The 21,880-nt window shown below is 50.4% G+C and carries 19 protein-coding genes; 10 read left to right on the top strand and 9 right to left on the bottom strand.

Going from position 1 to position 21,880, the window contains the following annotated elements; genetic code table 11:
* Positions 1-5 precede the first annotated feature (5 nt).
* Positions 6-1,154 carry a DUF4249 domain-containing protein gene (locus tag Q4E40_RS03745; protein WP_303410133.1) on the top strand — a complete coding sequence of 383 codons (1,149 nt, stop codon included), beginning with the start codon at positions 6-8 and terminating at the stop codon, positions 1,152-1,154.
* A gap of 30 nt (positions 1,155-1,184) precedes the next feature.
* Positions 1,185-3,623, top strand: a complete 2,439-nt coding sequence (locus Q4E40_RS03740; RefSeq protein WP_303410132.1) for a hypothetical protein — start codon at positions 1,185-1,187, stop codon at positions 3,621-3,623.
* 76 nt (positions 3,624-3,699) lie between these two features.
* Here Q4E40_RS03740 and purB read toward each other — a convergent pair whose 3' ends face one another.
* The gene (gene purB, locus Q4E40_RS03735; RefSeq protein ID WP_303410131.1) at positions 3,700-5,052 is read right to left on the bottom strand and encodes an adenylosuccinate lyase; all 1,353 of its coding nucleotides are present in this window, start codon (positions 5,050-5,052) and stop codon (positions 3,700-3,702) included.
* 377 nt (positions 5,053-5,429) lie between these two features.
* On the opposite strand from purB, the gene Q4E40_RS03730 reads away from it, so the two are divergent.
* Together Q4E40_RS03730 and Q4E40_RS03725 are read left to right on the top strand one after the other, a co-directional pair.
* Entirely contained in the window at positions 5,430-7,403 is a 1,974-nt protein-coding gene (locus tag Q4E40_RS03730) for a biosynthetic peptidoglycan transglycosylase (RefSeq protein ID WP_303410129.1), read from the top strand.
* A gap of 176 nt (positions 7,404-7,579) precedes the next feature.
* Complete coding sequence (locus Q4E40_RS03725) at positions 7,580-8,587, top strand: bile acid:sodium symporter family protein (protein ID WP_303410152.1); 1,008 nt, start codon at positions 7,580-7,582, stop codon at positions 8,585-8,587.
* Between the two features lie 72 nt (positions 8,588-8,659).
* Here the strand turns inward: Q4E40_RS03725 and Q4E40_RS03720 are convergent, their stop codons facing one another.
* The 6 genes from Q4E40_RS03720 to hemG all read right to left on the bottom strand — a co-directional run bounded on the left by Q4E40_RS03720 (position 8,660) and on the right by hemG (position 14,912).
* On the bottom strand, positions 8,660-8,983 hold the full coding sequence (locus tag Q4E40_RS03720) for a DUF3817 domain-containing protein (protein ID WP_303410128.1): 324 nt from the start codon (positions 8,981-8,983) through the stop codon (positions 8,660-8,662).
* Between the two features lie 182 nt (positions 8,984-9,165).
* A complete protein-coding gene (locus tag Q4E40_RS03715; RefSeq protein ID WP_303410127.1) occupies positions 9,166-10,011 on the bottom strand; it encodes a hypothetical protein in 846 nt (281 codons plus the stop codon).
* 325 nt (positions 10,012-10,336) lie between these two features.
* On the bottom strand, positions 10,337-11,449 hold the full coding sequence (locus Q4E40_RS03710) for a chorismate mutase (protein WP_303410125.1): 1,113 nt from the start codon (positions 11,447-11,449) through the stop codon (positions 10,337-10,339).
* 263 nt (positions 11,450-11,712) lie between these two features.
* A complete protein-coding gene (locus tag Q4E40_RS03705) occupies positions 11,713-12,663 on the bottom strand; it encodes a TerC family protein (protein WP_303410123.1) in 951 nt (316 codons plus the stop codon).
* Between the two features lie 151 nt (positions 12,664-12,814).
* A complete protein-coding gene (locus Q4E40_RS03700; RefSeq protein ID WP_303410121.1) occupies positions 12,815-13,549 on the bottom strand; it encodes a polyprenol monophosphomannose synthase in 735 nt (244 codons plus the stop codon).
* Positions 13,550-13,562: 13 nt separating this feature from the next.
* Positions 13,563-14,912, bottom strand: a complete 1,350-nt coding sequence (hemG, locus tag Q4E40_RS03695; RefSeq protein ID WP_303410119.1) for a protoporphyrinogen oxidase — start codon at positions 14,910-14,912, stop codon at positions 13,563-13,565.
* Between the two features lie 115 nt (positions 14,913-15,027).
* Between hemG and Q4E40_RS03690 the strand changes: the two genes are divergently transcribed.
* From Q4E40_RS03690 to Q4E40_RS03670, 5 genes are all read left to right on the top strand, one after another.
* Positions 15,028-15,543 (top strand): D-glycero-alpha-D-manno-heptose-1,7-bisphosphate 7-phosphatase, encoded by a 516-nt coding sequence (locus Q4E40_RS03690; RefSeq protein ID WP_303410117.1) that lies wholly within the window; start codon positions 15,028-15,030, stop codon positions 15,541-15,543.
* Positions 15,544-15,647: 104 nt separating this feature from the next.
* Entirely contained in the window at positions 15,648-16,631 is a 984-nt protein-coding gene (locus Q4E40_RS03685; protein WP_303410116.1) for an alpha/beta hydrolase, read from the top strand.
* Between the two features lie 16 nt (positions 16,632-16,647).
* A complete protein-coding gene (locus Q4E40_RS03680) occupies positions 16,648-17,193 on the top strand; it encodes a GNAT family N-acetyltransferase (protein ID WP_303410115.1) in 546 nt (181 codons plus the stop codon).
* Between the two features lie 272 nt (positions 17,194-17,465).
* Positions 17,466-18,179, top strand: coding sequence for a hypothetical protein (locus tag Q4E40_RS03675; protein WP_303410114.1), 714 nt, complete (start codon positions 17,466-17,468; stop codon positions 18,177-18,179).
* A gap of 21 nt (positions 18,180-18,200) precedes the next feature.
* On the top strand, positions 18,201-18,644 hold the full coding sequence (locus Q4E40_RS03670; protein ID WP_303410112.1) for an SRPBCC domain-containing protein: 444 nt from the start codon (positions 18,201-18,203) through the stop codon (positions 18,642-18,644).
* 209 nt (positions 18,645-18,853) lie between these two features.
* Here Q4E40_RS03670 and Q4E40_RS03665 read toward each other — a convergent pair whose 3' ends face one another.
* Together Q4E40_RS03665 and Q4E40_RS03660 are read right to left on the bottom strand one after the other, a co-directional pair.
* Positions 18,854-19,012, bottom strand: coding sequence for a hypothetical protein (locus Q4E40_RS03665; protein WP_303410111.1), 159 nt, complete (start codon positions 19,010-19,012; stop codon positions 18,854-18,856).
* 90 nt (positions 19,013-19,102) lie between these two features.
* On the bottom strand, positions 19,103-20,497 hold the full coding sequence (locus Q4E40_RS03660) for a type III PLP-dependent enzyme domain-containing protein (RefSeq protein WP_303410109.1): 1,395 nt from the start codon (positions 20,495-20,497) through the stop codon (positions 19,103-19,105).
* Between the two features lie 404 nt (positions 20,498-20,901).
* Here Q4E40_RS03660 and rocF point away from each other — a divergent pair, with 404 nt between their 5' ends.
* Positions 20,902-21,873, top strand: coding sequence for an arginase (gene rocF, locus Q4E40_RS03655; protein WP_303410107.1), 972 nt, complete (start codon positions 20,902-20,904; stop codon positions 21,871-21,873).
* Positions 21,874-21,880: the final 7 nt, after the last annotated feature.

Here is a 21,880-nt window from a genome sequence, read left to right as displayed (position 1 = left end):
TTGCCATGAAGATCCGGAACTGGAAAAACCCAATAGTCTGGCTTGTGATGCTTGTTTTCAGTGGCTGCGTCGACCCTTACTTCCCTGAGGTACAGGAGTCGCCTGGCAGTTTTCTGGTAGTCAATGGCTTCCTGAACGCCAACGGCCCCACCACCATACAGCTGCTCCGCACCCAAAGCCTCAACGATACCGGAGCACCCCCCGCTGAAGAAAATGCCACTGTGATAGTAGAGTCGGAGCATGGCGAGCGCTTTGGGCTGCATGAAACAGGCTACGGCACCTACAGGCACCCTAACCTGCAACTGAGAGGCGATATGAAGTACAGACTGTACATACGCACCAGATCTGGCAGCGAATATGCGTCTGATTATGTAGCAGTGAAAACAAGTCCAGCCATCGAAAGCGTGAATTGGAAAGCAGATGGAGAGGAAGTGAAAATCTATGTGAGCTCTCAGGACCCAAACAACAACACCCATTATTATAAATGGGATTATGAAGAGACCTGGCAGTTTCGTTCTGCACTTTATTCCGTCCTTATTTATGAGAACGGGCAAGTGCGTTTTCGTGAGCCGAGTGATGTTCCTATCGCTTACTGCTGGAAATCAGCGAATTCTACGCGGGTTGAGATAGGATCATCTGTAAAGTTGAGCGAAGACAGGATCAGCGACTACAGACTACTCTCTATACCTTACAATTCAGAGAAAGTCAGCATGAAGTACAGCATCCTTGTGAAGCAGTATGCCCTGACGCGTGAGGCGTTCGAATACCTGGAGATGCTCAAGAAGAACACCGAAAACATCGGTACTCTTTTCGATCCGTTGCCTTCTCAGCTGACAAGTAACATCCACAGTTTATCTAATCCAGAGGAAACAGTTATTGGGTATATATCAGCAACTACTGTGGAGACGAAAAGGGTATTTGTTGACAGCCGTGACTTGCCGCGTGACTGGCGCCTCTATTATCCTTCCTGTGAAGTTGATACGGTGATGATCAAATCAGGTCAGGTGGATGAGGTCTTTACAGGTGGCTACCTGATTCCTGTGGATGAGATATATGGCACTGGCCCTAGCCCGATCGGCTATACCTACGGGACGCGCCCCTGTGTGGACTGTACCACGCAGGGCTCCAATGTTAAACCAGCCTTTTGGGAATAGATGCCATACCTGAAACAAACGACCGAAGCGATGAGCAACTTTCAATATAACCAACCTCAGCCTGGCAGGAGAAGGTACGCGCTGCGCACCATGTTTTGCCTGGCGCTAGGTATAGCAGGTATAGGAACTGTAAGTGCCCAGTCCGGACAGCAGCATGAGGCGTTAAATAGCCTGCAGCAGCACCGGCAGGCCTCGCTGCAGGAGAAGCTATACCTGCACATCGACAGGCCGGTGTATGCCTGCGGAGACGAGATGTGGTTTAAGGTATACAACGTAGACGGCAGCCTGCACCAGCCCCTCGACATGAGCAAGGTAACGTATGTGGAGTTGCTGGATGCGGACCAGAAGCCTGCCTTGCAAGCCAAAGTAGCCATGAAAGACGGGGCAGGGAGCGGCTATTTCCAACTGCCCACCACGCTTCAGACGGGCAATTACACCGTGCGGGCCTATACCAGCTGGATGAAAAATTTTGATCCGGAGTTCTACTTTCAACAGCAGGTAACCATCATCAACACCTTTGAGCAGCTGCCGAAGCAGGAGGCACCGAAAGCCAAAAGCTATACCTTGCAGTTCTTCCCCGAGGGCGGCAGTTTACTGGCAGGTATAGCAAGCAATGTTGCTTTTAAGATCTCAGATAACCAAAACGGCAAAGGAGCAGCCTTGGTTGGTCAGGTACTCAACCAGGAAGGGGATACAGTAGCAGTTCTTGCACCTCACAAGTTTGGGATGGGCCGCTTTGCCTTTACGCCACAGCAGGGGAAACGCTATACCGCGAAACTACAGTTGCCAGATGGAAGCACTTTAGAGCAGGCCCTACCGCAGGTACACGAACGTGGCTATACCTTGCAGCTGGCAGATAGCACAGACCAGTACCTGCATCTTTTGGTGCGTTCGGTAGGCAAACCGGACGAGCAGGTATACCTGTTGGGGCATACCCGGCAGCAGGTGGTTAGCTCAGAAAGAGCACTGCTGCAAAACGGGAGATATGTGTTTAGGGTAAGCAAAGATGTTCTGACAGACGGTATCACGCACTTTACGGTGTTCAACACAGCTGGCCAGCCCGTAAGCGAGCGCCTGTACTTCAAGCACCCGGCAAAAGAGCTGGCTCTGCAAGTCGCGGCACCGCAACAGCAATATAACCTGCGTGACAAGGTGAGCCTGGCGCTGCAGGCGTCTTCGCAAACGCCGGCTAATCTATCGATGGCTGTGTATAAACTGGATTCGCTGCAGCTTGCACCACAGACACATATTGCCAGCTACGTCTGGCTCGAATCCGATCTCAAGGGTTCAATAGAAAACCCCGCCTGGTATTTTTCGGATGCCGGTCAATCAGATCGCCAGGCCATGGACAACCTGATGCTGACCCATGGCTGGAGCCGTTTTACATGGGAGAAGGTGATAGAGAAGGAACCAGCCAGGCATGCGTATCTGCCAGAGAACCACGGTCATCTGCTCTTCGGCAAAGTCACGCACAAAAGCTCCGGGAAGCCGGCTCCGGGCATTATGACATACCTGGCATCGCCGGGCCAGCCAATCCGCTTTTACAATGCCCAGAGCAATGCAGACGGCAAGCTACTGTTTGAGTTGAAAGACTACTATGGCAACAAGGACCTGGTGCTGCAGTCTGACTTCTCTAAAGACAGCACCTACCACTTTGAGCTGCTCAGTCCTTTCTCAGCACGCTATACCTCCAGGCCGCTAGCTCCTCTGCAACTCACAGAGTCAAGAGCAGGCGACATCACAGCGCGGCACATGCAGGTACAGGTGGAGCATGCCTACTATGGCGCCTACCGCAACAGGTTCTCCACACCAGGTATAGACAGCTCGGCTTTTTACGGACAGCCGTCGGAACGTTACCTGCTCGATGATTACAAGCGCTTTAAAGTGATGGAGGAAGTGATGCGTGAGTATGTGCAGGGGGTACAGGTTCGTACGCGCGGCCGCAGTTTCCACTTCATGGTCATGAACCGCCCTTACAAGGCCATCTTCCGCCAAAACCCCATGGTGCTGCTGGACGGGGTGCCTGTGTTCAACATCGACAAGATCATGGCATTTGATCCACTCAAGGTGAAACAACTCGATGTGATCGCCAGCCGTTTCTTCCACGGCCCGATGGCCTACGAGGGGCTGGTGAGCTACCAAACGTACGCAGGTGATCTGGCGGGCTTTGAACTGGACTCAAGAGCGCTGATGCAGGCGTATGAGGGACTTCAGCAGAAGCGCGAGTTCTACGCACCAGCCTACGATACCCCGGAACAGAAGAGTAGCCGACTGGCGGATTTCAGGAACCTGTTGCACTGGGCTCCGGAGATCAAGCTTGCGCCTGGAAAAGAAGAGCAGGTGAGCTTCTATACCTCCGATCAGCCGGGTACGTACCTGGTGGTCGTGCAGGGTATGACAGCTTCGGGAGAGACGGGCTATCAGCTGCTGCAGATCAAAGTAAACGGGCCGGTCGCTCAGAAGCAGTAACCAAACCTAACAAGTATAGAAAAGCCCCTGCTGGTATGATCCGGCAGGGGCTTTTCTATACCTGTGTTGCTATACCTTAGAGCAGTTGCACACCAGTATAGGTATACGGGGTTATCTTTTTGAGTTCGGCCTTGATGGCATCGCTCACCTGCAGGGTGTCGATGAAGCTGGAGATGGTCTGCTCGGTGATCTTCTCGTTTTTGCGGGTCAGGTCTTTCAGGGCTTCGTATGGCTGCGGGTACCCTTCGCGACGCAGCACGGTCTGTATACCTTCCGCTACAACGGCCCAGTTCTCCTCCAGGTGATGGCGGAGGGCTGCCTCGTTCAGTTCCAGTTTGCCAATGCCGCGCTCCAGCGATTTCAGAGCGATAACCACATGCGCCAATGGCACACCAATGTTGCGCAGCACAGTAGAGTCAGTAAGGTCGCGCTGCAGGCGGGAAATAGGCAGTTTGGCCGACAGGTGCTCCAGCACGGCATTAGCTATACCCAGGTTGCCTTCGGCGTTCTCGAAATCGATTGGGTTAACTTTATGCGGCATGGCCGAAGAACCGACTTCGCCCGCCTTGATCTTCTGCTTGAAATATCCCATCGATACATACTGCCAAACGTCGCGCGAGAAGTCGATGAGGATCGTATTAAGGCGCTTGATGCCGTCGAAGTAAGCGGCCAGGTTGTCGTAGTGCTCAATCTGGGTGGTGTACTGGCTGCGACGTAGGCCCAGCGCTTCCTGCACAAAACGGTTGCCAAACTCCGGCCAGTTCACATCCGGGTACGCCACGTGGTGGGCATTGAAGTTGCCGGTCGCGCCACCGAACTTGGCTGAGAAAGGAACCTGGCGTACCTGGTCCATCTGTGCTTCGAGGCGCTCGGCGAATACCATGATCTCTTTGCCCAAGCGGCTGGGGGAGGCAGGCTGTCCGTGGGTGTGGGCCAGCATTGGGATGTCTTTCCAGGATTGCGCTAACTCTACCAGGGTCTGGTGGAGCTGCTGGTACAAAGGCATCAGCACACGCTCATCGGCTTCGCGCAAGGAGAGTGGTATAGCCGTGTTGTTCACATCCTGAGAGGTCAGCCCAAAGTGGATGAACTCTTTGTACTGGCCTAATCCAAGCGCATCAAACTTTTCCTTGATGAAATACTCTACCGCCTTCACATCATGATTCGTGGTCTTTTCCGTTTCCTTGATGCGCAGGGCGTCTGCTTCTGAAAACTGCTCGTAAATAGCCCGCAGCTCCTGAAACTGATAGGGCGGCACGCCGGCCAGCTGTGGCAATGGCAGCTCACAAAGGGCTATAAAATATTCCACTTCTACCAGCACGCGGTAGCGGATCAGTCCGAACTCAGAAAAGTAGGCAGCTAACTCTGTCGTATTGCGGCGGTAGCGGCCATCTACCGGAGAAATGGCCGTAAGTGATGTCAGATTCATGCAAAGAGAATGTTTCGTTGGTCAAAGATAAGCTTAAAGCCATCGTGAGACAAATAAGCCAGAAGCTATTTGGCAACTAATCAGCTTTAAATAGAAGGTAAAAGGCGCCACTGGCTTCAAAAAGAACGCAAGCGCTGCCGCTGCTGTTGATTTGCTGTAAGGTATTGCAAATGAAAGGATTGGCTTTATTCTTGCATGGGGCTGTGCTGTGAAATAATTATCTGTACATCCAAATCCGGCAGTGGTCGTATGCGGGTTAGATAACACAAACCATACGGTGTTACGTATGCGTGATGAGGTGCTATATAATATGTGCACTATATATTTATTCTTAATCTAATTGGCGTAATTCGCATCCTGATATTTTGAACCAGCGATTGAAAAAAAGAATACTAATAGGGGTCGGCAGTGTGCTGGGCCTTTTCCTGATCCTTCTTATTTCCCTGTTTGCATTTAGGAGCAGCCTGCTAAGCTATACCGTGAATCGTGTGGTGGAGAAAGTGGAGAGCCGCTACCCCGTAGATTTAAACATTGGGAATGCCGCATTTAACGGCCTCACCTCGGTGGTGCTGAGCGATATAACTCTTGTGCCCCACGGGCAGCCGCAACTGTTTAAAACAGACAGCGTGCATGCCACAGTGGGTTTTCGCTCTCTTTTTAAAGGGCGCATCGTACTGCGCGAGCTCGACGTGGCCAACGGCTACCTCACGGCTATTAAGGATGGGGACCGCAACAACTTTTCGTTTCTGTTCAGGAAAGATAGCACGCAGCCTGCCGACACGTCTGCTAAGGGTGACCGCAATTACGGCGAACTGCTCAACCGCGTGCTTGAAACGGCGTTCGACAACGTGCCCGATCAGGTGGATTTTAGCAACCTGAACGTTTCCTATACCTCTCCCAACCGTACGATCGACATCAAAATGCCTTTCCTGACGATTGAGGATGGGAATATTGAGTCGGAGGTAGCCATCCGCACCGATTCACTCACCAACAACATGTTTGTGAAGGGTACCATCAACCCGCGCGACTACAACATTAAGGCAAGCTTCTACGCCTCCGATACATTGGGTATCAGGCTGCCTTATATCCAGGAGAAATTCAGCGGGACCGTGGCCTTCGATACCCTGCACCTGGGCATGAAGGAGAAGCGCTTTCGCCGTGACGTGCTGACCGTGAAGGGCAGCGCGATGGTGAACAACATGACAGTGAACCACGAGAAACTGGCTGATGAGCCTATCCTCCTTCGCGAGGGTGCCGTTGACTATGTAATTTCGCTGGGGCAGAACCTGTTTGTAGTGGACAGCCTGACGGAGGTGCGTGTGAACAAGGCCCGTGCCAATGTATACGCCTCCTACAACAATGCCAACTCCAAGATCATTGACCTGAAAGTGCGTACAGAGGAGCTGCCAGCCAACGACTTTTTTGGGTCGCTGCCAACCGGGCTTTTCGAAACCCTGGATGGTATACAGGCAGAAGGGAAGCTGAAGTATAAAATGAAATTCCATGTTGACCTCGACAGTGTGGAGCGCGTGGTGTTTGACTCTGACCTGGATGCGTCGGATGACTTTAAGGTCGTGAAATGGGGTAAAGCGAACCTCGACAAGCTGAAGGGGCCGTTTATGCACACCATGTACGAATATGGCAAGCCGATCCGTACGTTTATGGTGGGGCCGGCTAACCCTTTCTACGCACCGCTCGGGCAAATTTCGCCTTACCTGCGCAATGCCGTGCTAACAGCCGAAGACGCCGGTTTCTACAGCCACAAGGGCTTCCACGAAGAGGCATTCCGGCAGGCCATTGCCACCAACATCAAAAACCGTGATTTTGTGCGCGGTGGCAGCACCATCTCGATGCAGCTGGTTAAGAACGTGTTCCTGACGCGTAAGAAAACCGTGTCGCGCAAGGTAGAGGAGGCCATCATTGTGTGGCTGATCGAGAATGAGAAGATCATTTCGAAGAACCGGATGTTCGAGATATACCTCAACATCATTGAGTGGGGTCCGGACGTGTACGGCGCCAAAGATGCCTCGCGGTTTTATTTCGGCAAGCAGCCCTCTGAACTCAACCTGGCGGAGTCTATCTTCCTGACCAGTATTATACCTAGCCCCAAACGATACCGCTCCTCCTTTGACAGTTACGGCAACCTTCGCAGCTGGAAGTCAGGTTACTATCGCCTGATCGGGGGTATCATGGCCCGGCGCGGGCTTATCTCGCAGGAAGACTATGAAAACCTGCAACCGAATGTGCGGCTTTACGGCCGTGCCCGCGACCTGATCGTGACGGCGCCGGATGCTGAGTACGAAGATTCCACTGAGTTTGAACTGGAGACGATTGATATGCTAGGCTTTTAGGCCTGCGCTATACCTGAAACAACGGCCGACGCTTGTTATTGCGCCGGCCGTTGTTTTGTTTTGAGCCCGGCTATACCAGGCCATCTTTATCAACAAAGCGAAACATACCTGTGAGCACACCCCAAACACCCCTTCCTGATGAGCCAAACCGGCAGGTGAGAAAGCCTCGATTCAATGTGCGAAGCGTACAGGAACTGCTCGTGCGTGCTGGCTTCGATTGGTTTCTGTTGGCCTTGGTCGGAATGATCGTGCTGGCCTGGCTCTGGCCGGATATCGGCATTGACCGCGAACCAGTCTCACTGAGCGATGTGGCAGGTATAGGGGTTTCCCTGATCTTCTTCTTTTACGGGCTGCGCCTGAGCCCTGAGAAGCTCCGGGCCGGGCTGGGCAGCTGGCGACTCCACCTGGTAGTGCAGGCCTCTACTTTTCTGCTTTTCCCGCTGCTGATTATGCCGCTGCAGGGGCTGTTTAAAGGCACCCCGTACGAACTGCTCTGGCTCGGGACTTTCTACCTGGCGGCTTTGCCCTCTACGGTGTCTTCGTCTGTAGTGATGGTGTCGATAGCGGGGGGCAATATTCCGGCGGCTATTTTCAACGCCAGCATTTCGAGCCTGGTGGGGGTGTTTGTCACGCCGCTCTGGATGGGGGTATACCTGACGGCCGGATCCGGCGACTTCGACATGGGGCAGGTAATGGGAAAGCTGGTGCTGCAGGTGTTATTGCCGGTTGCACTAGGTATAGGGTTGCACCGTTACTGGGGAGTTTTTGCGGAACGCAACCGCAAGCAGCTGCGCTTATCCGATCAAATTATCATCCTGCTGATTGTCTATACCTCGTTCTGCGAGTCTTTTGCCCGCGATATGTTCAGCGGTTACAGCATCGGCAACCTACTGTTGCTCGGTTTGGCCATGATCAGCTTGTTCTTTTTGGTATACGGCATCGTGCACGTCATCAGCCGCCTGATGGGCTTCAGCCCTGCTGACCGTATCACGGCCATCTTCTGTGGCTCCAAAAAGTCGCTGGTGCATGGTACGGTGATGGCTAAAGTGCTTTTCCCCGATGCCAACATGGTGGGCTTGATGCTATTGCCGATCATGATTTACCACGCCCTGCAGCTCCTGGCTTCCAGCGTGATTGCGCAGTCTATTGCCCGCAGGTATGGCTTGTCTGTAAAAGGAGAGTGAGGCATTAAAAAAGGGCTGTCCTAACTGGACAGCCCCTTTTGTTGCTATTGGCTAAATAGTTGAGGGTTGTTGTTATGCAACCTGCTTGACAGGCTTTTCCTTTCTGTTTTCCTCTTCTTTCAGTAATTTTTTATCTAAAATGAACGGTCCGAATGGTAGGAGCGATGCGACCACGGCAGCTGCTACTTTCTTGATGGACCAATTATGCGTCAGTGTCACTTCCAATACCGACATCATGTACAGCACAAACAGCAAACCGTGTGCCCAGCCTGTGTACTTCACCACCTCAGGTATACCAGCCATATATTTTATCGGCATCGCAATGCCTAGCAGGAGCAGGTAAGAGATACCTTCGTAAATACCGATCGTGCGAAGTCTTGAAATAGGGGTTCTCATATTGTAATGCTTTTGTTCTGCTGCAATTTAGCACTTAACAGCCGAGTAACCCTAATCGTGCCATTGGAATACAGAAAATTACGACAGACAGCAGGTATAGAAGTGTTATAGTTCGTATCAAAAGAAAAAAGGCTGCTTTAAAAGCAGCCTTTTTTCTTTTGATGAATGTTTACTATCCTAGATTACTCTGCAGGATCGAAATAAGCTCCCGTTGAAGAGGCTACCACAGATCCGTCAGCTGTTTTAGCTGACCAGTTACCAGTGACTTCACCAGCACCTTTGATTTCCTGCTCGAAAGTTACATAGTAAGTTTTTGTGCCTTTTACAAGTGAAGCCTCATCCCAAAATATAACATAGTTATCATTGTTGGTATGTTTTCTAACAGTACCATTTTCGCTCACACTTACATTAGATACTTTTGCAGTCAAGCCACCTTGGATGTGTACATTTGAATAAGCCTCACAGGTAGTCAGTGTGAACGCAACTTTTAATCTGAACATATTATTCCCGATGAGTTGTTTCTCAACAACAGTAGCAGTCATTCCCTGAATACAGTCTGCTGTAAAAGTTACAGAGCCGTACTTGAAAGTGTTGCTGAAACCATTATTTCCTTGAGCAATGTAGTGAGCTCTGAATTCAAAAGTTCCAACTACATTAGAGGTGAATTCGTGAGTATAGACACCTCCCACTACTACTGGATATTCATTTACCTTGGTCCAGATAGTTTTACCATCAGCATCAACACCTGTAGCCTGCTCTAGATGTAATTTACCATCCTTTGGTACATTGGTGCCAAAACCAACAGTGATTGTAACAGCCTTGCCAATCGTTTGTGTTGTAGGTGAGAAGCTTAGATTGATGTCAGCCTCTACTTTTGGAATATTGTTTCCATTAGTAGTACTAGCTTCTTTCTTAGCCGCATCAATAGACGTAGCACTCAAACCTACCTCGTCAAGCTCCTTTGTACAGCTTGTGAAAGTTCCGGCTAACATAAGTAGCGCAGTAGTGATAATGTACAGTTTCTTCATTGTGATTTTTATAAAGGGTTAGTATTTATGGATAGGTATATATTGATCTTTATGCTATAACCTATGTTATTGTAAAATTGTTTCATTTAATTTTATTATTCAAATATTCAAGTAAAAATATTTTTATATAAACGTTATATATTTATAGTGTGGTGTGTCAGAATTGGATTGAAAGTTTATCAGTATCCTCTGCGGAAAAGCCTGATAAACGGCTTGGTTGAATAGAGATCGATTAGCTGATCTATAGTAATTGTACATAAAAAAACAGCCTGACAGATCTTGAATAAGAAGCTGCCAGGCTGTTTGGTTTTACTCAGAAATCAGACTACGAACTCAGACCGTAGTTGTAGAGGTGGGTGCGGGCATACTGCGAGCGCACTTCCTGGAAAATGTTCTTTACAAAGGCCTGATCTATACCTGCGCTGCTGGCTTGGTGCAGGAGGTTTTCCAACACCATATCCCAGCGCACCGGGTCCGGCGTCTCAGCGCTTTTTTCAACTGGCTTGCTATAGTCTTCCAACTGTGCTGTGACTTTGGTGCGGCGCGACAATAAAGTCAACAACTCGTCGTCAAGATGTTCTATCTCCTTGCGCAGCTTCTCCAACTGTGCGTTTTGCTTCATTTTTTCACCTGGTGCCTGCTGCTGCTTCAGAGCCTGCAAGAGCATATGCAACTCCTGTGGCATGATCTGCTGCTGAGCATCGCTCAAAGCAGCGGCCGGGTTGTGGTGCGACTCTACCATCAAACCATCGTAACCCAGGTCAAGGGCGCGCTGACTTACCGGGCGCAGCAAGCTGCGGCGACCCGCTATGTGACTGGCATCGCAGTACATGGCCAGGTCAGGCACCTGCCGGCGTAGCTCCAGGGCATGCTCCCATTTCGGGTGGTTGCGGTAAGGGGCGCTGTCCAGAGTTGAGAAGCCGCGGTGCATGGCGCCGAGGTCCGTGATGCCGCCATTGTGCAAACGCTCCAGTGCTCCCAGCCACAAAGCCAGGTCCGGGTTTACAGGGTTCTTTACAAGTATAGCCACATGCACGCCTTTCAGGGCGTCGGCTATTTCCTGCACCAGAAAAGGGTTTACCGTGGTGTGAGCACCGATCAGCAGAATGTCCACACCCTGCTGCAGGGCGTGCTCAGTTTGAGAAGCATTGGCTACTTCGCAGGCGGTGCGCAGTCCCGTTTCCTGTTTCACGGTGCGCAACCACTCCAGCCCGATATTTCCTACGCCGTGAAAGCTGCCCGGGCGGGTGCGAGGCTTCCAGATGCCCGCTCTGAACACCGACACGCCTTTTACCTTTTTCAGGCCAAGTGCGGTTTGCAACATTTGCTCTTCACTCTCAGCGCTGCACGGACCTGCGATGACCATCGGGCGCTTGCTGCTTACCAACTGGCTCTGCTGTCCTGCTAACTTCATGCTGCTGTGTGCTGCTGTACTCATGGGTGTATGTAATTTAGAATATGCCTTAAAACAAAAAAGCCCCGCTTGTGGCGGGGCTCCTGTGGTATCTGTGTATGTTGATGTTTTACCTAACGCACAAAGTTCTACCAGGGAGCCCCGTTGGAGGCACCAGCTTAGAATTTGTAAAAATGCAGGCGTTAGCGAAAATCATTTCTTCTCAATTATTCTGCAATTGAAAGTATTTAAACTCACAAAAACAAATATGTGGCGTTTTTTTTCCTAAAAATCTTAAATAATCTTCTTTAGGGAATGTTCGCATCACTAGGAGGTGGCAGCTCATTATCCTTTTTAGGGAAGAGGAGCGAGGCCACAATAGACACTGTCAGAATACCGGCCACGATCAACAGGGCATAGCGCATATCCAAATGGTAAATATCGCTCAGCAACAGCTTGGCTCCGATAAAGACCAGAATCAGCGACAGGCCATAGTGCAGGTAGTGGAACAACTGCATGATGCCTGCCAGGGCAAAGTAAAGTGCCCGCAGGCCCAGCAGGGCAAATACGTTAGAGGTATAGACGATGAACGGATCTTTCGAAATAGCCAGAATAGCAGGTATAGAATCGGCCGCGAACACCACGTCCGTACTCTCCACCATGATCAGCACCAGAAAGAGCGGAGTGGCGTGGAGTTTTCCATCTATCCGGGTGAAGAACTTGCCGCCCACAGCTGTCTTGGTGAAGCGCAGTTTCTGGCTTGCCCATACAATTAAAGGGTTTTGCTCCGGGTGAAGCTCATCATCACTTTTGGTAAAGGCCATCTTGGCGCCTGTGTAGATCAAAAAGGCCCCGAGTATGTAGATGATGAAGTGGAATTTGGCTATCAGTGCCACGCCCACCAGAATAAACATGCCACGCAGCACCAAAGCGCCGATAATACCCCAGAACAGAATTTTGTGCTGGTACTGCTGCGGTACCTTAAAGAAGCTGAAAATCAGGATGAAGACAAAGAGGTTGTCGACGCTCAGTGATTTCTCGATCAGGTACGCTGTCAGGAACTCCATCGCGGGGCCAGGACCCTTCCAGTAATAAATGCCCAGGTTGAAGAGAAGCGAAAGGGCGATCCAGAACGCGCTCCAAAGCAGGGCTTCCTTTATCTTCACCACATGCTCCTTGCGGTGGAACACAAACAGGTCTAACCCAAGTAGTATCAGGATAAACGCGTTGAATAAGACCCAGAAAAGAATATCGTCCATAGGTTCGAGAGTTTAGCACGTTAGCCTACATACAGAAGCAGACACAGCTATACCTAATCCATAAAGTTAATTGATTTAGCGCGGGATACACTGCTTTGCGACGAGAATATATTTCTGAAAAAAGAGATAGGCAACCAGGTATAGCCCGCGGCTAGTAGCGGTCAAAATGGCGGAAAAAACTGTTCACCTTCATCCGGATCACCCCCAGCACCGCTTCCTTGAATATCCCTTTCGACATTTTGGACTGCCCTTTGGTGCGATCGGTGAAAATGATGGGCACCTCCTTTATCTTGAAGCCATACTTGAAAGTGAGGAACTTCATCTCGATCTGGAAAGCGTAGCCCACGAAGCGGATCTTGTTGAGCTGGATGGTCTCGAGCACTTTGCGACGGTAGCACACAAAACCGGCGGTAGTATCGGCGATGGGCATGCCGGTGATCAGGCGCACGTACAGACTGGCGAACCACGACATCAGCACGCGGCTCATCGGCCAGTTCACCACGTTTACGCCCTGCACATAGCGGCTGCCGATGGACATGTCATGCCCTTCTTCGGCGCAGGCCTGGTAAAGGCGCACCAGGTCATCGGGGTTGTGCGAGAAGTCAGCGTCCATCTCAAAGATGTATTCGTAGCCCTGGCGCAGCGCGTACTTAAAACCATGGATATAGGCGGTGCCCAGACCCAGTTTGCCGGTGCGCGACTCCAGGTGCAGACGCTCCTTAAACTCCTGCTGCAAGCTGCGAACGATATCGGCGGTGCCATCCGGGGAACTGTCGTCCACGATCAACAGGTCGAAAGGGCGGGGGAGTGACATCACCTTCCGGATAATAGCCTCAATATTTTCTTTTTCGTTGTAGGTCGGTACGATCACCAGCGAGTCATTCATACCGCAAATATAGCTATTCGGCTATTGAGCGGGAAACGGCACGTGGATTAATTTTGGTGGCAATGGCTTTCGCCTCGCGCACGCAGTCCGGTACCGAGACGCCGGCAAACCAGTTCGCCGATATATACAGGCCATCCTGCTCCAGTACTTCTGCCATGTGATGGGCATCCTCTATGTAAAGGTCGAACTGCGGTAGCGCGTGCGGCCACAGATGCAGGTGCTGATAGACAGGTGCCAGCGCCTTGATTTGATAGGTTTCGCGGAGCTCCTGGTGTACCTGATCGAGGAGGCTGCGTTCGTCGAGCCGGGCGTGTTCGGCAAAGCGTGTGCCGCCCACATAAGAGGTAATCAGCACCTCGTGCGGGCGGCAGCGGTTATCAAACAGGGAGCTCGTCCAGATGGAGCCTGAGGTGAAAGACTGCTCCTCCCAGGGATGCAGCGCTCCGAAGCCTTGCAGCGGGTATCCTACCTCGGCGCGGTTGTACACGGTGTGCACCACAGCCATGGGCGGGTAGTTGATGTTCTGCAGCGCAGCCGACATCCCTGGGTAAGTAAATTCGATCAGTTCGGCAGCCTGATGGGCAGGCAGTGCGAGCACCAGGATGTCATACTCTTCGTTGTCGTGGTCGCCGTTGGCGGCGCAACTGATGATGTACTTGCCCTTGATGCGGGTGATGAACTCCACCTTATGGTCCAGGTGCAGTGAAATCAGCTTGTCGGCTATGGCCTGCGGCAGCGTAGACATGCCATTTCGGAAAGAGAAGGCGCGCTGAAACACGCCCCGCTTTTTTTTCTGCACCATGCCTTCCAGCACCGAGCCATACGCTGTTTCAAGGGCTTTTAGCTCAGGGTGCGCCTTGCTGACCAGCAGCTGTCTGGGGTCGCCCCCGTAGAGGCCACTTATCAAAGGGGCTGCCAGGTAGTCCATTTGCTTAACGCCGAAGCGACGCTCAAAAAAGTCTGAGATGGTTTCATTTTCTACCTCGGCAGGCGGTTGCTTTCTCTCCTGCAAAATTCTGTACTTGTCTTCTTTTGAGAAAAGGTCATTAGCCAGAAAACACTTAGGGCTGGAGGGCACCGGGTGCAGCTTGCCATCGTACAGCACGTACCTTTTGTTATTGCGCGGGGTGAGCGGCTGTAGTTCGGTCTCCAGTTTGAGTTCAGTGACGAGCTGCAGGAGCTCCTCGTTCATTTGCAGGGTGTTAGGGCCCAGCTCGAAGGTATAGCCGTTTTTGCGCAAGGTTCGCATGTTGCCGCCTACCTCACTGCCAGCCTCGAACAGATCGTAGGCTACGCCCTGCCGCTGTAGGTAATAGGCCAAAGACAGACCTGAAATTCCCGCTCCAATTATCGCTACTCTCATATTCTGCTGTCTGTAAGCTGCTGTTATTTGTGCCTTTGTGCGGCAGTATTACTGCCGGGGCATGCATATCCAACGTAATAATTCTAATTTTAGCGCCTGAACCCATAGATGAACAATGCAGCGAAAGTGCGTATTCCTGGACCGTGACGGTGTGCTCAACCGCGAACGAGGAGACTATACCTATACCTTGGAAGATTTTGAAGTGCTGCCGGGCGTGCCGGAGGCGTTGGCGCTTCTGAAGCAAAACGGCTATTTGCTGGTTGTGGTTACAAACCAGGGCGGTATAGCCAAAGGCCTGTATACCAGGGCCGATGTGATGGCCTGCCACCAGAAACTGCAGGAAAGCTGCGGCCATTTGATTGACGCTCTCTACTACGCGCCATCGCACCCGAACTACTCCGCGTCGCTCTCCCGCAAACCCGACAGCCTGATGCTGGAGCGCGCCATGGCCAGGTATAGCATCAATCCTGTGCAAAGCTGGATGGTAGGCGACTCCCACCGCGACCTGGAAGCTGCCGAAAAAGTAGGTATACGCTCGATCATAGTAGGCGACAAGTATGCCACCGGCAGCTATACCTGGCAGGTGAATGATCTGTGGGAAGCAGCGCAGGTAATTGTAGGAAAAGTTTGAAAATAAAGTTGGTACTGCCCTATAATTTAGGATGCTACCAATAGATTTTTCATAGGGTTATTGTTATATTGGTGTGTGCGTAATAATTAATTACGATGAAGTATATGAGAACACTTTTGGCTATGGTGTTTACTTCGCTCTTTTTTAGTTGCGGTTCACATCTACCAATCCAAGGCAACAATTCCGGAAAACCTTCAGCACTGGCATCGGATACCTTGCTGAAATTTGCGGCAAAACCAGAAGCGGGTTTTAACTTCGAATACCTGGTCTATTTGCCCAAAGGGATCCAAAGTGACGTCACAAATCACCTCTTAGTGGAGACGACCAATACAGGGCTTAACGATACCCTATCCTATCACGAAAAAGGAGCCAGGTATGCTGCAAGTGTTAGTTCGGTGGGGAATTTTGCGTCTAAGAAATTACGAATCCCTTTATTGGTGCCAATCTTCCCAAGGTCGCAAACAAACTGGACCTACTATACCCACGCACTGGACCGGGACGTGCTGTTAACAAATGAAGCGGAGATAGAGCGTCTGGACCTGCAATTGCTGGCAATGGTTGAAGACGCCAAAATACAACTAGGAGCACAGGGCTACAAACTGGAAGATAAATTCTTCATGACAGGATTTTCAGCCTCGGGAACATTTGCCAATCGTTTTACGCTACTGCATCCGGAGAAAGTTAAAGCTGCAGCCATGGGTGGGATCAATGGAATTGCCACCTTACCGGTTGCAGATTTAGCCGGAGAGCCCCTGTATTATCCGCTAGGTATAGCAGACCTGCAGGAAATAACCGGAAAGCCAGCGAACTTGGAGGCCTTCAGGAAACTGCCCCAATTGCTGTACATGGGCGAATTAGATGACAATGATGCGGTTGCTTTTGATGATGCATACAGTGAGGCAGAGCGGGAGGTCGTCTACCGCCTGATGGGAAAACAGCTCGTGCCTGAGAGATGGGAGCTTGTAAAGAAGGTATACCTGGAAAACAAGGTACAAGCTGATTTCAGAACGTACCCTGCTATAGGGCATGGCACTGATTTGAGAATCAACAACGAGGTGGTTGAGTTCTTCAGGCAGCACACAAATTGATTTAGTATAGAACATTATGACGCACTACAGATCATTCGAAACCGAGCGCCTGCTGCTGATACCCACTTCGGAGGAGGATGCTGCTTTTATGTTAGAACTGCTTAACAGCCCGAGTTGGCTCAGGTACATTGGGGACAGGAATGTGCGAACGGAGGAGGAGGCTGCCACCTACATTCGAAACAGAGTGACTGCGCAGTTGGAGCGGCTAGGTTATGCAAATTATACCGTCATCCGAAAATCAGACCGGGAGAAGCTGGGTGTTTGCGGGCTCTACGACCGGGAGGGGCTGGAAGGGATTGACATTGGTTTTGCATTCCTGCCGCAGCACGAAAAGCAAGGCTATGCACTTGAAGCGGCCCTGGAAGTAAAGCGGGCAGGTATAGAGGAGTTCGGCATCACCCAGCTAAAGGCGATCACGGTAAAAGACAATGTGGCTTCACAAAAACTGCTGGAGAAACTCGGCCTCAGGTATAGCAAACAGGTACAGTTGCCGAAAGATCCGGAAGAGTTGCTGCTATATGAGTTCAATGCTGATGATTTGCCAGTAGATTCACAAGAATAGCCTGTCATCCAATCTATCGAAATCAAAATGAACTCAACCCTGAGAAACATTTTAGCCGTTGTGGCCGGCAGCCTTGTCAACATGTTCATCATAAGGATGAGTGGAGCCCTTATTCCGCCGCCGGCTGGAGTTGACACTTAAAATTAAAATCACGAAAGCACAACAAAGTGCATACTTAACCCTTGCTATGCTTCGGGCTTCGTTTGCACAAATCCGTTTATATTAATCGTTCTCAGCAAGGTGACTCAAAATTCAACCAAAAAGCGATCAATATGAAGACAATCAATTATCCGATCCTATTCCTGTCGCTATTGATTGTATTCAGTTCCTGCGAGAAGGAAGATATTGATATTTTCATCATTGAAGGGCAAATAACAGATGATACCACGAATCAGCCGATTGAAGGAGTGCAAATTAGTGTCGACGCCATAAAGTCACCATCAGGTATGGGAATCATCACGGATGGAAAACGCAAAACCGTAGGTGAGGCAACTACTGATAGAAACGGTTATTATAAAGCCAAGCTTAAGGTGTTTCATGGAGCCCAACTGCTCGATATTTCCATCAATGAAAATAACAGGAAAGAAGGGTATACAGACGGTTACATAGACGCTTCCCTTTCAACATTAAACAAAGGGGGAAGCACTAATTTCAGTCATACGCTTAGCCCTACCGCTATACTTAAAATTAAGTTTGTGAATACAAGTCCGCAAACTGATGCCGATAAGTTTATGCTTAATTGGTGTAATTGCGGGCAGGGGTTAACCAAAGGGATCATAAGCAGAGAAAGTTGTGGCACCGTGAAAGAAAGTGAAGGAGGTCAGTGGATAGGGAAAGATGTCTGCGGTGTTTACACAATCGAAGCGGTTGCGGGACGAAAATCAGACTTCTCCTGGTATGTGACCAAGAATAATGAGACCAAGCTATACCTGGACGCTGTCTTTGTGGAGCGTGGCGTGGTAAATGAATTTCTTATAAATTATTGACGAAGAGTAAATACAACATTCATGATGGACCTGATTGCAAGAGCCACGATTCAAATCCAAAAGCCGGTTAATGAAGTTTTTGAAGGGATTGTGAATCCCGACAAAATGACGAACTACTTCATTTCGGAAAGTAGCGGGCGGATGGAGGCAGGGGAGGACCTGACCTGGAAATTTCCGGAATTCCCTGATGTATTTCCTGTGAAAGTGCTGAAGGCCGAAGCCAACCGTCTGGTTTCATTTAGCTGGGACGAGGAAACCACCGTGAACATTACACTGGAAGCGCAGCCCAACCAAAGCACAGTAGTAAGAGTAACCGAAGGCGGAAAAACTTTCAGTGAAGCTAACCTGGAATGGGTTATAGGAAATACCGAGGGCTGGGGAAATTTTCTTGCCTGCATGAAGGCTTACCTGGAATATGGCATCCAACTTCGGAAAGGAGCATTCGATTTCATGAGAAAAGATTGACACCTACTAAATGAGGAAAACGGCGGTAACGAATGGTTTGCTAAACGGCACATGAAGTGCTAATTCAAAAAGAGGGCTGGGAGCGAGCAGTTCACCGGAAATTTATAAAAACAACCTAGTGGGCGGGAAGCCCCCATTCACAGGGTGACTAAAAACAAAAAAACCGGCCTTTAAGCCGGTTTTTTTATATCCAGAGGTAATCGCGCGGATTAGCCTTTGATCACTTCAGTGTCCTGCACGAGGTCAGTTGCCGGGGCGTTCTGCTCGGACACCTCAACGCTGGCGAAGTTGTAGGCTGGGCAGTATGTCTTGCAGGAAGTCATACCCAGTGCCAGGATGAATGCGCCGAATGCTGCTAATTTCTTCATGGTAAAATATTTAAATAAACGATGGTAAACCAAAAATACAATTTTTACTATAAATGCAAAACAGTATACGCAAATTTAACGACCGCAGCCTTAAATTTCGTATCCCAAAATGTTTAGCATCGACTCATAGGTCTGCTCCGGGGCAAATTGCCAGCTTTTGAGCGTGCCGTCTTCCATCCGATCCACCAAAATGTGCTGCGGCGAAGGGATCAGGCAGTGCTTGATGCCGCCGTAGCCGCTCAACTGCTCCTGGTAAGCACCCGTATGGAAGAAGCCGATGTACAGCGGCTCCTCCTTCGGTGCTTTCGGCAGGAACACCTGGAACGAGTGCATCTCTGAGTTGTAGTAATCCTGGCTGTCGCAGGTCATGCCGCCGAGCTGTATTTTGCGGTACTCCTTGTCCCAGTGGTTGATGGCCAGTAGCGGCCAGCGCTGGTTAAGTGCCCAGGCGTCCGGCAGGTTGGTGATGAACGAACCATCGATCATGTACCATAGTTCCTTGTCGTTCTGGAGCTTCTCATCCAGAATAGAGTAAATGTTGGCCGCGCTTTCGCCTACCGTAAAGATACCGAACTCCGTGAAAATGTTCGGCTCCGGCACACCTTCTTCGTTGCAGATGCGCTTGATCGTGCGCAGGATCTCCTCGGTCATGTACTGGTAGTTGTAGTCGGCCTGGATGGAGGTTTTGATCGGGAAGCCACCGCCGATGTCGATGGTGTCAAGCTCCGGGCATACCTTCTTCAGCTCGCAGTACTTGTGCACAAAGCGGCTCAACTCCGACCAGTAGTAAGAGGTGTCCTTTATACCTGTGTTGATAAAGTAGTGCAGCATTTTGAGCTCGAAGCGGTCATCCGGCTTGATCTGCTGCTCGTACAGGTCGATCACGTCGTTGTAGCGCACACCCAGGCGCGAGGTATAGAACTGGAATTTCGGCTCTTCGTCCGAGGCCAGGCGCATACCAACTTTCGTCTTTACGTTTACGTGCTCCTTGTAATACTCAATCTCGCCGATGTGGTCGAGGATGGGCATGCAGTTCACAAAGCCGTCGTTGATGAACTCGGTGATCCACTGGCGGTAGCGCTCGCGCTTGAAGCCGTTGCAAACGATATAGGTATTTTTGTTGATCTTGCCCTTCTTGTAAAGCGCCCTCACGATCTGCATATCGTAACCTGAGGAGGTTTCGATGTGGATGTCGTTTTTGAGCGCCTCTTCCATCACAAAAGAGAAGTGCGAGGCCTTGGTGCAGTAGCAATAGGTATAAGTGCCCTGGTAGTCAAGCTTCTGAATGGCGTCGTTGAACAGACGTTTTGCTTTCTGTATCTGCGAACTAATCTTGGGCAGGTATGTTAGTTTTAAAGGAGTGCCATACTGTTTGATCAGGTCCATCAGGGGGATGCCATTGAAAAACAACTCGTTGTTCTCCACGGTGAATTCGTCTGTAGGAAAATCAAAAGTCTGGTGAATCAGGTCGGTGTATTTATCCATTCTGGTGCTTGTGGGCTTAAGAAAACATGCAATATTGTTCGTTATTTACCATCTTTGCAAAAACTTTGTTTAAATTATAAGAAACGTTCAGTTATTTATTTCAATCACGCTCTTTAAAGCGGGAAAATAAATAGAGAGGAGGAGCAGTGCGAGCATTCTTTGGTTTTTTGCACGCCTTAGAATGTGCAGGGCCGTTTCATTTTACTTTTTTGTCATCCTGAAAGAATCCTAGTAGCAGCTGCTCAAGGGCATGACAGAAAGTTTGGAGTGTGTTTTTGGATGACGAGTCTCTCCGCAATGGAAGATCCCGAACCTGATTCAAGAGGATGAGGGGGTGATGACCAAGGAGAGGAGATTTTTGTGAGGAAAGCAAAACTGAACTACAGCAAACCACCAATTTGCCTATGAAAAAGATTAAACTGATAGAAGTACGCTCAGAACTCGGCGCAGGTACGCGCGGAGCCAGCATGGGTATAGACGCGCTACGGGTAGCCTGCTGGGACAAAGGCTGCGATTATTTCAAGCGCTTCAACTCTATCAGCGTACCTGACCTGAACTATACCCTGTTCGAGAAGGACCTTTTTCCAAATGCCCATCGCATCGATAGCATTCTGGCTGTGCAGAAGAACATTGCCAATGCTGTTGTGCAAACGCTGGAGCTGGACATGTTCCCCCTGGTGCTTTCCGGTGATCATTCCAACGCGCACGGCACCATAGCAGGTATAAAAGCCGCCTACCCGGACAAGACGTTGGGTGTGATTTGGGTAGACGCACACGCTGACATCCACTCGCCGTATACCTCGCCATCGGGCAACGTGCACGGCATGCCGCTGGCCATGGCCCTGAACCTTGACAACCTGGAACGGCAGATAAACGACCCAGAGCAGGAGACGGTGTTCTTCTGGAACTCGCTCAAGAAACTGGGCTTTGACGGCCCGAAACTCAAGCCAGAGCACCTGGTATACATTGTGGTGCGCGACACGGAAGAGCCGGAGGATTTTTTGCTGGGCAAGTACGGCATCAAAAACTTTACCTATGCCGAGTTTACCCAGAAAGGGCCGGAGCAAGTGGCAGCCGAAGCGCTCGAGCGCCTGCGTGACTGCGACATCATCTATGTGTCGTTTGACGTGGACAGCCTCGACTCGAAGTTTTCGAAAGGAACGGGAACGCCAGTGGAAGTAGGCTTGACAGTGGAGGAAGCGAAATTGCTCAACTACCACCTGTTGCAGGACCCACGCATTGTGTGCTACGAGATGACTGAGATAAACCCGACGCTCGACACGGAAAACACCATGGCCGAGAACGCCTTCGACATACTGGAGACTGCCACTGACGCCATTTTACACCGCGAATTTAATAAAACAGCTATACATTAATCTACTT

Origin of the sequence: Pontibacter coccineus (assembly GCF_030546575.1) — a bacterium.
In the GTDB taxonomy this organism is placed as follows: Bacteria; Bacteroidota; Bacteroidia; order Cytophagales; family Hymenobacteraceae; genus Pontibacter; species Pontibacter coccineus.
This window is presented reverse-complemented; position numbering and strand designations above follow the sequence as displayed.

Excerpts from the sequence above, each read along its gene's own strand:
- Q4E40_RS03745 (WP_303410133.1), top strand. The coding sequence starts at position 6 with ATGAAGATCCGGAACTGGAAAAACCCAATAGTCTGGCTTGTGATGCTT.
- Q4E40_RS03740 (WP_303410132.1), top strand. The coding sequence starts at position 1,185 with ATGAGCAACTTTCAATATAACCAACCTCAGCCTGGCAGGAGAAGGTAC.
- purB (WP_303410131.1), bottom strand. The coding sequence starts at position 5,052 with ATGAATCTGACATCACTTACGGCCATTTCTCCGGTAGATGGCCGCTAC.
- Q4E40_RS03720 (WP_303410128.1), bottom strand. The coding sequence starts at position 8,983 with ATGAGAACCCCTATTTCAAGACTTCGCACGATCGGTATTTACGAAGGT.
- Q4E40_RS03715 (WP_303410127.1), bottom strand. The coding sequence starts at position 10,011 with ATGAAGAAACTGTACATTATCACTACTGCGCTACTTATGTTAGCCGGA.
- Q4E40_RS03710 (WP_303410125.1), bottom strand. The coding sequence starts at position 11,449 with ATGAGTACAGCAGCACACAGCAGCATGAAGTTAGCAGGACAGCAGAGC.
- Q4E40_RS03705 (WP_303410123.1), bottom strand. The coding sequence starts at position 12,663 with ATGGACGATATTCTTTTCTGGGTCTTATTCAACGCGTTTATCCTGATA.
- Q4E40_RS03700 (WP_303410121.1), bottom strand. The coding sequence starts at position 13,549 with ATGAATGACTCGCTGGTGATCGTACCGACCTACAACGAAAAAGAAAAT.
- hemG (WP_303410119.1), bottom strand. The coding sequence starts at position 14,912 with ATGAGAGTAGCGATAATTGGAGCGGGAATTTCAGGTCTGTCTTTGGCC.
- Q4E40_RS03690 (WP_303410117.1), top strand. The coding sequence starts at position 15,028 with ATGCAGCGAAAGTGCGTATTCCTGGACCGTGACGGTGTGCTCAACCGC.
- Q4E40_RS03685 (WP_303410116.1), top strand. The coding sequence starts at position 15,648 with ATGAGAACACTTTTGGCTATGGTGTTTACTTCGCTCTTTTTTAGTTGC.
- Q4E40_RS03680 (WP_303410115.1), top strand. The coding sequence starts at position 16,648 with ATGACGCACTACAGATCATTCGAAACCGAGCGCCTGCTGCTGATACCC.
- Q4E40_RS03675 (WP_303410114.1), top strand. The coding sequence starts at position 17,466 with ATGAAGACAATCAATTATCCGATCCTATTCCTGTCGCTATTGATTGTA.
- Q4E40_RS03670 (WP_303410112.1), top strand. The coding sequence starts at position 18,201 with ATGATGGACCTGATTGCAAGAGCCACGATTCAAATCCAAAAGCCGGTT.
- Q4E40_RS03665 (WP_303410111.1), bottom strand. The coding sequence starts at position 19,012 with ATGAAGAAATTAGCAGCATTCGGCGCATTCATCCTGGCACTGGGTATG.
- Q4E40_RS03660 (WP_303410109.1), bottom strand. The coding sequence starts at position 20,497 with ATGGATAAATACACCGACCTGATTCACCAGACTTTTGATTTTCCTACA.
- rocF (WP_303410107.1), top strand. The coding sequence starts at position 20,902 with ATGAAAAAGATTAAACTGATAGAAGTACGCTCAGAACTCGGCGCAGGT.